At 65.4% G+C, this 12,494-nt stretch carries 13 protein-coding genes and 1 tRNA gene; all 14 read left to right on the forward strand.

The window, feature by feature from the left end:
- On the forward strand, window positions 1-581 hold a 581-nt coding region (locus VGQ94_08140; protein HEV2022487.1), incomplete at its 5' end, for an SDR family oxidoreductase.
- Entirely contained in the window at window positions 578-1,987 is a 1,410-nt protein-coding gene (locus VGQ94_08145) for a polysaccharide pyruvyl transferase family protein (GenBank protein ID HEV2022488.1), read from the forward strand. The genes VGQ94_08140 and VGQ94_08145, both read left to right, overlap by 4 nt.
- Window positions 1,984-3,660, forward strand: coding sequence for an AMP-binding protein (locus tag VGQ94_08150; GenBank protein ID HEV2022489.1), 1,677 nt, complete (start codon window positions 1,984-1,986; stop codon window positions 3,658-3,660). The genes VGQ94_08145 and VGQ94_08150 overlap by 4 nt, the downstream gene beginning before the upstream one ends.
- Window positions 3,657-4,460, forward strand: coding sequence for an enoyl-CoA hydratase/isomerase family protein (locus VGQ94_08155; GenBank protein HEV2022490.1), 804 nt, complete (start codon window positions 3,657-3,659; stop codon window positions 4,458-4,460). The genes VGQ94_08150 and VGQ94_08155 overlap by 4 nt, the downstream gene beginning before the upstream one ends.
- Window positions 4,461-4,507: 47 nt before the next feature.
- Window positions 4,508-4,885 (forward strand): hypothetical protein, encoded by a 378-nt coding sequence (locus VGQ94_08160; protein ID HEV2022491.1) that lies wholly within the window; start codon window positions 4,508-4,510, stop codon window positions 4,883-4,885.
- 17 nt (window positions 4,886-4,902) lie between these two features.
- On the forward strand, window positions 4,903-5,145 hold the full coding sequence (locus VGQ94_08165; GenBank protein HEV2022492.1) for an acyl carrier protein: 243 nt from the start codon (window positions 4,903-4,905) through the stop codon (window positions 5,143-5,145).
- A gap of 116 nt (window positions 5,146-5,261) precedes the next feature.
- Complete coding sequence (locus VGQ94_08170; protein HEV2022493.1) at window positions 5,262-6,974, forward strand: AMP-binding protein; 1,713 nt, start codon at window positions 5,262-5,264, stop codon at window positions 6,972-6,974.
- Between the two features lie 45 nt (window positions 6,975-7,019).
- Window positions 7,020-8,219 carry a hypothetical protein gene (locus tag VGQ94_08175; GenBank protein HEV2022494.1) on the forward strand — a complete coding sequence of 400 codons (1,200 nt, stop codon included), beginning with the start codon at window positions 7,020-7,022 and terminating at the stop codon, window positions 8,217-8,219.
- Window positions 8,220-8,294: 75 nt separating this feature from the next.
- Window positions 8,295-8,612, forward strand: coding sequence for a PspC domain-containing protein (locus VGQ94_08180; protein HEV2022495.1), 318 nt, complete (start codon window positions 8,295-8,297; stop codon window positions 8,610-8,612).
- A 72-nt stretch (window positions 8,613-8,684) separates the two neighbouring features.
- Window positions 8,685-9,494, forward strand: coding sequence for an alpha/beta fold hydrolase (locus VGQ94_08185; protein HEV2022496.1), 810 nt, complete (start codon window positions 8,685-8,687; stop codon window positions 9,492-9,494).
- Between the two features lie 34 nt (window positions 9,495-9,528).
- Window positions 9,529-9,930: a hypothetical protein gene (locus VGQ94_08190; protein ID HEV2022497.1), complete on the forward strand. Its 402-nt coding sequence runs from the start codon at window positions 9,529-9,531 to the stop codon at window positions 9,928-9,930.
- 75 nt (window positions 9,931-10,005) lie between these two features.
- Complete coding sequence (aroA, locus tag VGQ94_08195; GenBank protein HEV2022498.1) at window positions 10,006-11,295, forward strand: 3-phosphoshikimate 1-carboxyvinyltransferase; 1,290 nt, start codon at window positions 10,006-10,008, stop codon at window positions 11,293-11,295.
- Window positions 11,296-11,343: 48 nt separating this feature from the next.
- Window positions 11,344-11,420 (forward strand) — tRNA-Lys (locus VGQ94_08200).
- 663 nt (window positions 11,421-12,083) lie between these two features.
- Window positions 12,084-12,494, forward strand: a 411-nt coding sequence (locus VGQ94_08205; protein ID HEV2022499.1) for a hypothetical protein, incomplete at its 3' end; no start/stop codon positions are given.

The following is a 12,494-nucleotide window of genomic DNA, read 5'->3' on the forward strand; positions in this document are numbered from 1 at the left end:
TCCCCGACGTCCCGCGCACCATCTTCCGCCCCAGCATCGTGCTGGGCGACAGCCGCCACGCCGAGACCACGCAGTTCGAGATGGTGCGCGCCTTCGTCTTTCTCGCCGGCCTGCCCTTCCTGCCCTTTCGCCCCACCGACAAGGTGGACATCGTCAACGTGGACTTCGTCGCCGATTCTGTGGTCGAGTTGCACCAGAAGGAGAAGCCGGAGCACGACATCTACCATCTATCCTCCGGCACCGCTTCCCAGACCTTCCGCGAACTGACAGACGCGCTGGCCTCCGCCCAGCGCAGTCGCAAGCCGCGCTTCGTCCCCAGCATGGAAAAGTCTTTCACCGCGCTGGTCGAGCGCCTGGCCAAGCGCAAAAGCTCGCTCGGTTACGGCGCCACGCTGATGAAGGTCTTCCTGCCTTACCTGGTGTGGAACACGGTCTTCGACAACACTCGCGTGGTCACCGAACGCGGCTGCGCTCCCGCACCCTTCTCCCAGTACAGCTATCCGCTGCTCAAGTTCAGCAAGGACAACCGATTCACCTACAACTACAAGGAATGGCCCGCCTCGGGAGGCGCCAGCGGATGATGGACCTGGTACTGGAGGCGTGGGTCAGCGGCCTGATCGAGTTCTCCAAGGTCGGCTGGGTGCTGGGCGCCGGCGCCCCCTGGACTCCCGGCGAGAAGCTGCGGCTGCTCTTCGCCGGCTACAACGGCACGCGCAACACCGGCTCCGACCTGCGCGTGGACGAGATGCTGCGCCAGGTGCGCCGCATCCTGGGCGAGCACGCCTCGCTCAGCGTGATGACCCAGGACTTCGACCTCACCCGCGGCTACTTCGGCGACGCCACCCAGGTCCACCTGCCCGACATCTTTCCGCCCTTCCTCGCCCGCGAAGTGCCTCGCCACCACGGCGTGGTGGCCTGCGAAGGCTCCATGTTCAAGAGCAAGTTCGCCAACGCTTTGACGACCATGATGATCGGCTCTCTGGGCATCGCGGCGGCGCGCAACGGGCTGAGCGTGGGCTACGGTGGCGACGCCGACCACATGGACCGCATGCTGGCCGCCATGTGCCGTCGCTTCCTTCGCCAGTCGCTGGTCATCACCCGCAACGAGGAGTCGCGCAACGTCCTCGCCGAGCTCGGCGTTCCCGTCGAACTGGGCACCGACACCGGCTGGACCTTCGAGCCGCACCCGCAGGAGTACGCGAGAAAAGTTCTGCGTGAAGCGGGATGGGACGAGCGCACGCCCATCCTTATCCTCTGTCCCATCAATCCTTTCTTCTGGCCGGTTCGGCCCTCGCTGGTGAAGTACGCGCTGCATGGCCTGACCGGCGCCTACGCGAAAAGCCACTACCGCACCGTGTACTTCCACAACTCCGGTCCAGCCGTGGACGCGGCTTACGAGCGCTACCTCGCCGCCTGGGCCGGCGCCGTCAACGCTTTCCGCACCCAGCACGACGTCTTTCCCATCCTCGTTGGCACCGAGCGCCTGGACGCGGACGCCTGCCGCCGCCTGGCCGGGCTTCTGGGCGGCGCTCCCGTCTTCACCTCCGATCAGTACGACATGTACCAACTGGTGAGCATCCTGCGGGCCGCGCGCCTCATGGTTTCCTCGCGCTACCACGCCATCGTCACCTCCATGCCCGCCCTGGTGCCTTCGGCCGGCGTTACCTTCGACGAGCGCATCCGCAACCTCATGCGCGAGCGCGGCCACACCGACCTCTTGACCACCGTGAATGACCCGGAACTCGAATCCAAGATCCTCGCCATGCTGCAAAAGCTCATGCAGGAAGGGGAGGGCATCGCCAGCGGCATCGGGCGCACCGTGGTCCGCAACCTGAAGCTCATGGCGCGCATGGGCGTGCGCTTCGAGGAGCACGTGCTCGAGCGCTATCCCCAGTTTCCCGTGCGCCGCGGCCCGCTGAGCTGGGAGGACTACCTGCCGCCGCTCAGCCCCAGCCTGCGCAAACTGGTCGAGGCCCACGGCGGATGAACTTCCTGGAGAACATCTTTCAGCGCCTTCGCCAGGACCTGGCCCGCGTGGTGCTGCGCGAAGTTCGCGGCGCCAGTTTCACCACGACCTCTGCCGGGGAGTTGCTCTCCGCGATTGGCGCTGCTCGCGCCTTCCTCCGCAGCCGTAGACTCAAGCCCGGCGACCGCTGCGCCGTGCTCGCTCCTAACAGCATCCGCTGGGTGGCCATGGACCTGGCCATCCTCGCCGAGGGCCTCATCGCCGTCCCGCTCTACGCCCGCCAAGCGCCGACCGAACTCGCCGGCATGATGAAGGACTGCTCGCCTGCGCTCCTCTGCTGCGGCGACGCCGCCTTGCGCGACGCCATCGCCACCGCCTGGCCCGCCGCGCCTCCCAGCTTCACCTTCGACCAAGTATTCTCCAAAGAAAAGAACGCTGTCATCCTGAGCGAGGCAGGAGCGCACGCGACGGCCGAGTCGAAGGACCCCTACCCCCTGAAGGACGCCTCCCCCGCCGCCATCATCTATACCTCTGGCACCTCGGGCGAGCCCAAGGGCGTCATCCTCAACGTCGGCAACCTCAACCACATGGCCTCTTGCACGCTCGGCCGACTCGATCTGCTGATGGCCCGTCCCCAAGGCACCGATCGCGTCTTCCACTACCTGCCCTTCTGCTTCGCTGGCTCCTGGATCCTGCTGCTCACCGCCCTCTCGCGCGCGAGCGTGCTGACCCTTTCGACCGACCTCGCGAAGCTGGCGGACGAGATCCGCGCCGCCCAGCCCGACTACTTCCTCAACGTCCCCGCGCTACTCGAAAGGATTCGCAGCGGCGTGGAGGACCAGCTGCAGAAGCGCGGCGGCATGGCCCTCGGCCTCTATCGCCGGGCCAAGGGAGCGTGGAGCCGCGGCCAGGCAGCTTCCTTCGCCGACCACCTCTGGCTGGCGCTCGCCAGCCTGGTCGTCTTTCGTGCAGTGCGGAGCAAGCTCGGACCCAACCTGCGCGCCCTCATCTGCGGCTCGGCGCCACTCGCCGTCGAGACCCAGGAGTTTTTCCGCATGCTGGGCATCCCCGTGCTCCAGGTCTACGGCCTCACGGAAACCACCGCCATCTGCACCATGGATGACCCTCGCCGGGTCGAGCCCGGGCGCGTCGGCCCGGCCATCGCCGGCGTCGAGATGAAACTGGCGGAGAGCGGTGAGATCCTGGTCCGCGGTGCCAACATCTTCACCGGCTATTGGAACCGCCCGGAGCAGACGGCGAGCGTCCTCAAGGATGGCTGGTTCCTCACCGGCGACCAGGGCGAGGTGGACCAGCGCGGCAACTGGCGCATCATCGGCCGCGTTAAAAATTTGCTTATCCTCAACTCCGGCCATAACATCGCCCCCGAGCCCCTGGAGGACCGGCTGCTGCACCTGCTTGGCGGGGCGCAGCAGGTGATGCTGGTGGGCAACGGCCGTAGCTACCTGGCGGCGCTGGTGACCGGAAAAGTGGCGCGCGAGGAAGTCTCAGCGGCGCTCGACAAACTGAACGCCGACCTGCCGCACTACCGCCGCATCCACAATTTCCAGGTGTTGGAGGAAGCCTTCACCATCGAGAACAGGTTGCTCACCGCCAACGGCAAGCTGAAGCGCGACGCCATCACGGCGCGCTTCAGCGATGACATTGAATCGTTGTACGCAGCAAAACAGGCATGAAGGACTTCAAAGGCAAGACACTCTCTTGGGAACTGGCCGACGGCGCCATCGAACTGGCGCTCCACCGCGAGCCCTGCAACGAGATCAGCCGGGCGACCCTCGAAGAGCTGGAACAATTCGCCGCCGCCCTGGAGAAGGGAAGCGCCGACGCTCACGCCCTCATCCTCTATAGCCGGATGAAGGCCGGTTTCTCCGCTGGGGCCGACCTGCGCGAGCTCCATTCCCTCATGGAGCAGCACCCGACGAAAGAAGTCGCTGCCGGCGCGCGTGACTTCCTGGAGCGGATCCACCGCGTCATGAACACGATCGACGCCGCGCCGCTCACCACCATCGCCGCCGTCCACGGCGTCTGCTTCGGCGGTGGCTTCGAGCTGGCCCTGGCCTGCGACCTCATCATCGCCGACAAGATGGCCCGCTTCTGCTTCCCCGAGCTGCGCTTGGGCCTCATCCCCGGCTGGGGCGGCATTCCCCGCCTCAAGCGCGACCTGGGCAACGCCGTCGTCCGCGACCTGCTGCTCACCGGGCGCAGCTTGAACGCCAGCCGCGCGCTGAGCGTGGGACTGGTCAGCCAGGTGGCGGCCGAGGGAGAAGCTCTGCGCCTGGCTCGCGCCACCGCCGCGCAAGTCGGCAAGTTCGACCGCGAGACGCGCATCGCCGCCAAGAAGTTCCTTAAGCCCATCCCGCACGACGACTTGCGCCGCGAGATCGACCTCTTCTGCGAACTCCTCGCCCGCCCCGCCGTCAAAGCCGGCCTGAGGAAGTTCGTGGAGAGCACCGGCGCCCAGCCGTATCTGCCGTGAGGCTTAGCCGCGTCAAAGGAGGAACGCCTATGCACGCGAGAAGAAACATGCTCGTATTGATCGCCTGCGCCATGGCCATTGGGCTCAGCGCCTGCGCTCAGTCCCCTCTGAAAGTCCTGTCGGCGACGCGCTACAAGGGGCATCCCCTCGGACCTTCGGACGGTTTCCCGGAAAAGCCCGGGTACGTGTTCCTGAAGTTGAGCTACCTCGACCTTTCTGAAGACGACCGCAAGAAGGACTTGTACATCACGGACGGGAAGACCCGCTATCCAGTTCAGTTCGTGGGGTTCTCCATTGATGGCGCCAAGAGGCACTCGTTTGTCGTGGCAACAGTTCCCGCGAGTCAACTTGAGTTTCAGGCCGTTTTGGGCGACTATCCCCCTACAAGCTTCAAAGTGGACAGTGTCATCCTCGATCAACCATAGGGTCTAAGAGACTTGCGATGCCTACCCTCGACCAGACCCTCGACCAGATTCTTACCCTGGCAGCCACTCACTTCAAGGTGCCGCGCGAGCAGCTCTCGCCCGACGACGACTTCTTCAAGAAGCTGGGCATCGACAGCCTGCAGACGCTCGAACTGCTCACCCGCCTCGAGAACCACTTCCAGGTCGAGCTGCCCGACTATGAGCTGCAGGGCGTCTCCGACTTCCGCACCCTCGCCGGCAAGATCCAGGCCCGCCTGTAATCGAGCCATCGAGTCATCGATCCATATGGCCATTTGCGCTCCTGGCCGCCCGTGGTGAATCATTCCGTGTTTCAATGACCCAATGACCCGATCATCCAATCACACGATTCTCATAGATGCTTGACCTCACCCAACACTCCTCCCTCGGCTCGGCCTTGCGCGAGGCCCTCGTCCACTGGCCCAACGAAGTCTGCCTGATCGAGGCCGACCGCGAGCGCGAGAACTGCCGCCTCACCTACCGCCAGTTCGGAGAAGCCGCCCTGCCCCTGGCCCGCGCCCTGCAAGATGCGGGCTTCGCTGCCGGCGACCGCGCCGCCATCATCATGACCAACCAGTCCAAGTGGCTCATCTCCGCCTACGCCATCTTCTACTGCGGCGGAGTGCTGGTGCCGCTCGACTACAAGCTCACCGCCAGCGAGCACCTTGCGCTTCTCGCCCATTCGAAAGCCAAGGTCTTGATCGTGGAGTACCACCTGTGGCGCGCCATCGCGGCAGCGCCGGAGTTCAGCAACCTGAAAGCTGCGACCATCCTGGTGACCGAAGCTCCGCCCAGCGCGGACCTCGCCGGCGCGCGCCGCTGGGAGGAATTCAAATCCGCCGCCGAGTCCGCCTTCGTCCCGCGCACACGTGACGACTGGGCCTCGATCGTCTACTCCTCCGGCACCGGAGGCCACCCCAAGGGCTGCGTGATGACCCACGGCAACTACCTCGAGCAGTGCGTCTCCCTGACCGCGCTCTATCCCTTCTGGCCGGGCGTGCGCTACCTGAGCATCCTACCCACCAACCACGCCATTGACTTCATGGTGGGATTCATCGGCCCCTTCACCTGTGGTGCCGCGGTCGTGCACCTGCGCACCCTCCGCCCGGAGTTCGTCCGCGAAGCCTTCCCCCGCTACAAGATCACCTACATGGCCCTCGTCCCGCTGGTGCTCAAGAACCTGGAGAAGGGACTGCGCGACCGCTTCGCCGCTCTGCCGGCTGCTAAGCGCCTGATGCTGAACTCGCTCATCGCACTCAACCGCGCGCTCACCTGGCGACGCCCGCACCTGAAGCTCAGTCGCATACTGCTCGGCCAGGTGCATGCTGCCTTCGGCGGGGAATTGCGCGCGCTCTTCGTCGGCGGCGCCTTCACCGAGCCCGCCACGCTGCAGTTCTTCTATGACCTGGGCATCGCCGTGTCCAACGGCTACGGCCTCACCGAAGCCGGCACCGCCATCACCGTCAACGACTTCAAGCCCTTCCGTCCGGACACGGTCGGCCGGCCGCTCCCCGGCATGGAGGTGCGCATCGTCGAGCCCGCTTCGGACGGCATCGGCGAAGTCGCCGTCCGCAGCCAGACTCTCATGTCCCAGTACCTCGACGAGCCCGAACTCACCGCCGAGACCCTCCGTGACGGCTGGCTCTTCACCGGCGACCTGGGACGCCTGGACTCCTCCGGCCACCTGCAACTTTTCGGCCGCAAGAAGAACATGATCGTCACCGCCGGCGGCAAGAACATCTATCCCGAGGACATCGAGAATGCCTTCGAGGGCCTGGCGGTGAAGGAATACAGCGTCTTCGCCGCCAACTACATCTGGGCCGAACGCGGCCTGGGCGGCGAGCAACTCGTCATCGTCCTGCGCCTGGACGGCGGGGCCGAAGTTCCCGACTCACTGCGCCGCGACCTCGAAGCCCGCAACCGCCGCCTGCCGGACTTCAAGCGTGTCCACGGCTATGTGCTGTGGGAGCAAGACTTCCCGCGCACCGCCTCGCTCAAGATCAAGCGCCACGAGCTGGCGGAGGCCATCCGCCTCGAGCGCCAGCGCGCCGACTCCGTGATTCCGCTGTGAGCGCTCCCATCGGTGAAATCGGTTAAACTGCAAGGCGACCTCTTTATGGGCCGCTTCCCACGCTCTGTCCTCGGCGCGCTGCTCTTCTGCCTGCTCGCGAGCTTCGCCGCCGCCGCTCCCGAAGATCCCTCTACCATCGCCGCGGCCTTCACCACGAGCGGCTTCGCCGCTTACTACGTGATGGACTACGACGGCGCCATCCGCAACTTCGAGCGCGCCGCCGAAGCCAGTCCCGACGATCCCTTTGCCGTCAACCATCTGCTCTCCGCGGTGCTTTTCCGCGAGCTTTACCGCGCCGGAGCGCTCGATACCAGCCTCTACTCCAATAACAGCTTTCTCGACCGGCGGCAGTTTCCCATTGACCCGGCTGCGCGCGAGCGCATCCGCCAGCTCACTGACCGCGCCCTCGCACTCTCCGAGGCGCGCCTAAGCGCGAATCCCAAGGACGTGGACGCCCTCTATGCCCGCGGCGTCACCCGCAGCCTACGCGCCACTTACATCGGACTGGTGGAGAAGTCGTGGTACGCGGCGCTCAAGTCGGCCTGGGGCGCGCGCAGCGACCACGAAGAAGTGCTCCGCCTTTCGCCCGGCTACGCCGACGCCAAGGCCGTGGTCGGCATCCACGAATACATCTCAGCCAACCTGCCGTTCTTCATCAAGGTGCTGGCCCAATTCACCGGCCACGGCGGTAGCAGAGAGAAGGGCCTGAGCTATCTCGCCGACGCCGGGGCGCACGGCAAGGAGACCAGCGTGGACGCGCGCATCATGCTCGCCGTCTTCCTGCGCCGCGAGCAGCGCTTCCTGGACGCGCTCCAGGTGGCCCGCGGCCTCAGCGCCGCCTACCCCCGCAATTTCCTCCTCGCGCTAGAGGAAGCCAACATCCTCAACGACGCCGGGCGCGGACAGGAAGCCATCGCCGCCTATCGCAAAGTTCTGAACGCCGGCCGCGCCGGCTCTTACTTCTATCCCCACCTGGAACTCGCCGCCTGGGGACTGGGCGAGTCGCTGCGCGGCCAGCGCCAGATCGCCGCCGCCGCCGAGGCCTACGACTCCGTCCTGGCTTTTCCCCGCACCGAACCCGAACTGCGCCGCAAAGCCACCTTGGCCGCCGGCGAGATGTACGACCTGCTACAGAAGCGCGACCTCGCCGTCCAGCGGTACAACGCGGTAATCGCCGCACAGCCTGATTCCGAGCAGGCCCAGACCGCCCGCAAGCACCTCCGCGAGCCCTATCGCCTTCCGTAGCGCCGGGGTTGCCCCGCCCCGGTCGCCGGAACTTTTCTCCGCCCCCGGCCGTATCCCCCATCGGGAGGCATAGCCATGTACTGCAACTACTGCGGTAAGGTCATCCAGGAAGACCATCTGCTTTGCGCCTACTGCGGCAAGCGCGTGGGAGCCGACGTCGCGCGCCGCCGCCTGGTGCGCCCTCGCGAGGGAAGGGTGTTCGCCGGAGTCTGCCGGGGCTTCGCGGAGTATTTTGACCTAGACGTCAGCGTGGTCCGCGTGGCCTGGGTGCTGGTGGCGCTCTTCGGCGGCGGCGGCGTTCTGGCTTACGTCATCGCCTGGATCGTGGTTCCCACCGAGCCCGAAAAGCTGTCCGCGCCCGCCGCGCCGCCCGTGCAAGCTCAGAACTCGTAGGTTGCCCCATCTGACTGCTCCCGGCTTCGGAGCGACCTACCCTGAGCAAGGCCGAAGTGGTAGGGTTGTGGTATGCGCCTCTCCAGCCAGGACGCAGAGATTCACTATGAGATTCTGGGCGAAGGCCCGGACCTTGTCCTGCTTCATCCCTTTCCCACCAATCACCGCTTCTGGATGGGCGTGGCCGACATGCTGGCCTCGCGCTACCGACTGATCGCTTACGACCTGCGCGGGCATGGCGACTCCACCCCGGGTGCCGGGCCGGCCACCATGGAGAAGCACGCCGCCGACCTGGCCCGCCTGTGCGATGTCAATAAAGTCCGCAAAGCCATCTTTGCCGGCGTTTCCGTCGGCGGCTATGTGCTCTTCGAGTTCTGGCGGCGGCATCGCGAGCGCGTGGCGGCGCTCATCCTCTCCGACACCCGCGCCTCTGCGGATACCGAGGAAGGCCGCGCCGCGCGCCTGAAGTCCGCGGAAGAAGTTCAGAAGAACGGTCCGGCCGCTTTCCTGGAAAGCATGGTTCCCAAACTCCTCGGCCAGCACACACGCGACAACCGCCCAGACGTGGTCGACGGCGCGCGCAAGATGATGGCGAAGATGACCGCCGCGGGCATCGTCGCCATACAGCAGGGAATGGCCGCGCGTCCGGATTCGGTCCCTACGCTCGCCACCGTGAACGTGCCCACGCTCGTTCTGGTCGGCGCCGAGGACACGCTCACTCCCCCGGCCGACGCCGAGTTCATCCATCAGCACATCCCTGGCAGCCGCCTCGAGGTCATCCCCAGCGCCGGCCACCTCGCCATCTACGAGCAGCGTAATTCCGCCGGGAAGGTGATCCGTGACTTTCTGCACGGCCTGAAACCGTACCTTCCAAAGTTTTGAAATTCGGCAATCGGCAATCTACAATCGGCAATCGATGCTCGACGCCTACCTCGTCCCCGAAAAGACTACCGTCACCGCCCAAGGTGACGGCGCGCCTGTGGATGTGAGCGCCGCCGCTGGCTCGACCTTGCTCGCAACCCTGCACATCACCCGCATCGTCGAGCAGGAGGCGCTCGACGTCAGCCTCTGGGGCTCGGCCGACGGCACGGCCTGGGGCCCGAGGTCCCTCGCCGCCTTCCCCCAGAAGTTCTACGTCGGCCAGCACCCGCTGCTCCTCGACCTCAGTGCGCACCCTGACGTGAAATTCCTGCGCGCTCACTGGGAGGTCAACCGTTGGGGTCGCGGCTCCGACACTCCCATGTTCGAGTTCCACGTCACGCTGAAGCAAGTGCCCAAGGAAGTCCTGGCGGAAGCGGCAGCGAGCACGCGGCGCTGAGTCTCCAAGGGCTCTATAATCAGACGCTTACGCCCGAGACCTCGCTTCTTTCATGAAAAACGCCTCGTCGTTTCCATGAAAAACGAAATCATCCTGCAGCCAGCGCGCAATCTGGTCGGGACGCTGCGCCTTCCCGGCGACAAATCCATCTCCCACCGCTACGCCATGCTGGCGGCCCTGGCCGATGGCCGTACGGTTCTCGAGAACTTCTCCACCGGCGAGGACTGCGCTCACACCCTCGGATGCCTGCGCGCCCTGGGTTGCGGCGTGGAGCAGACGGGAGGCGGCCGGGTCGAGATCGAAGGCCGGGGCAGGGAGCTCGGGGCGCCCTCCGCGCCACTCGACTGTGGCAACTCCGGTTCCACCATGCGCATGCTGACCGGGATTCTCGCGGCGCAGAACTTTGCCAGCGAGCTCGCCGGCGACGCCTCGCTCTCCCGCCGTCCCATGGCCCGCGTCATCGAGCCGCTCACCGTAATGGGCGCGCACATTTCCTCGGCCGAGGGCGCCCGGCCCCCGCTGCGCATCACCGGAGCGAAGCTCCGCGCCATCGATTACAAGATGCCCGTGGCCAGCGCCCAGGTGAAATCGTCCGTGCTCTTTGCTGGATTGCTCGCCGAAGGCCAAACCTTTGTGGAAGAACCGCTGCCCACCCGCGACCACGGCGAACTGGCGCTGCAAGCTTTTGGCGCAGAGATCACCCGGACGCGCAATCGGGTGGGCATCACCGGCGGGCAGAAGTTGCGCGCCATCGAGGCGCCCATTCCCGCAGACATCTCCACCGCCGCCTTCTTCCTCTGCGCCGCGGCGCTGTTTCCCGAATCGAGCCTCACCATCGAAGACCTGCTGCTCAACCCGACGCGCGCCGCCGTGCTCGACGTGCTGGCTGCCATGGGCGCCCGCATCCTCACCTTGAGCCTCGAAGTCCACAACGGAGAGCTTGTCGGCACGGTAAAGCTGGAAGCCGCGGCGCTCAAAGGCGCGAGCATCTCCGGCGCGCAGACCGCCGCGCTCATTGACGAGCTGCCGGTGCTCGCCGCGATCGCGCCCTACACGGAAGAGGGAATCGAGATTCGCGACGCGCGCGAGCTGCGCGTGAAAGAATCCGACCGCATCGCCGCCATCGCCGCCGGCCTGCGCGCCATGGGCGCAGAGGTAGAAGAGCGCGAGGACGGCCTGCGCATCCCCGGCCGCCAGCGGCTGCGCGGCGCGCGCGTGGACTCTGCCGGCGACCACCGTATCGCCATGGCCTTCGCCGTCGCCGCCCTCCGCGCTGAGGGCGAGACCACCCTCAGCGGCGCCCAAGCCGCCGCTGTCTCCTACCCTGAATTCTTCGCCACCCTGGAATCTCTGGTCGAGCGCTGAAGGGTTCCGCCACGAAGGCTTGGGGCTGTGCTAGATTTGAAGCTCGGTGGGCGCGTAGCTCAGTCCGGTAGAGCAATGCCCTTTTAAGGCATGGGTCGAAGGTTCGAATCCTTCCGCGCTCACCAAGTTTTCTGCGAGCCGTTCCTTGAGAGAGGTCCCTCCCCGTTCGCTTCGCTCAGGGTCGGGATTTCGCCTGCGGGCTCCCGGCCGCCCTAGCGGCCTCACGCCCGCAAGACGGCTCAAGTTCGAATCCTTCCGTGCTCACCAGAAGAACCAGTGGCTCTAGCCAGTGGTCAGTAGCCAGTCGGAAGACCAGCCCTCAGCCGTCAGCAAGAGGCAACCCAACTCTCCATAGAGGCTTGACAGCACGACTGCCAAGTTCAACCGCCAGCGACGTGTGGGATTGGGGACTCGGGCTTAGAAAAAACGGACGGCGGATCGGACCGCGACCTGAGCCCCTTCGCGGGGCGACATCCCATTCGGTCGTGGTGGCGGGGATGCGGTAGCCAGCAAGCGAGTGATAATTAAGGAGTTACATCTAAGTTCCTAAGCGGGGGTAGGTAACACCTGCGAGGTGCCACACTTTTTTTTGGGGGGGGGTTGCAAAACTATCCAGTCGGCCTAATTAAGGAGTAAAGTAAGCGGAGTCTTTCCCCCAGAAGACCCTCGGCCCATTTTCAAGGTTTGCGTAGCAAGGTAGAGATCATGAGCGCTCGGTTTGTCCGACTTGGCGGCTTGTCTTGTATCGCACCTTCAGTGGGCAGATGGCGCATCCAAAGGAGAGCAAAATGAGGCCTCGCAAGAATCTGGTTTATCTGCTGTCGCTAGGGCTTTTGCTGTTGGCGATGGCTGCGACTTACGGTTGCGGCGGCAGCAACAATGCATTGTTTCCTGGGGGGTCGGCGGCCCAGGGCGCCTGGTCGGGCACATCAAGTGCATCCAGTGGTGCTGGTGGGACCAGTGCGACGTGGAACCTGACCGTCGACCACACGGCCAATACCTTCAGCGCGCAGAACGTCACCTTGGGCAAGAATTACTCGGGCACCATCTCCACCCCTCCGTCCCTGTTCCTGGAGAACGTAACCACGACCAGCAACGACAGCAGCCTGACCTTGCCGGCAACCGGCCATTCCGTCGAGATCCCGGATACGGTAATCCTCCTTCACCTCGACGACAACAGCCAGAATGTGACGCCCCTG

The sequence above is a fragment of the Terriglobales bacterium genome (assembly GCA_035937135.1).
Classification (GTDB): Bacteria; Acidobacteriota; Terriglobia; order Terriglobales; family Acidobacteriaceae; genus DASYVL01.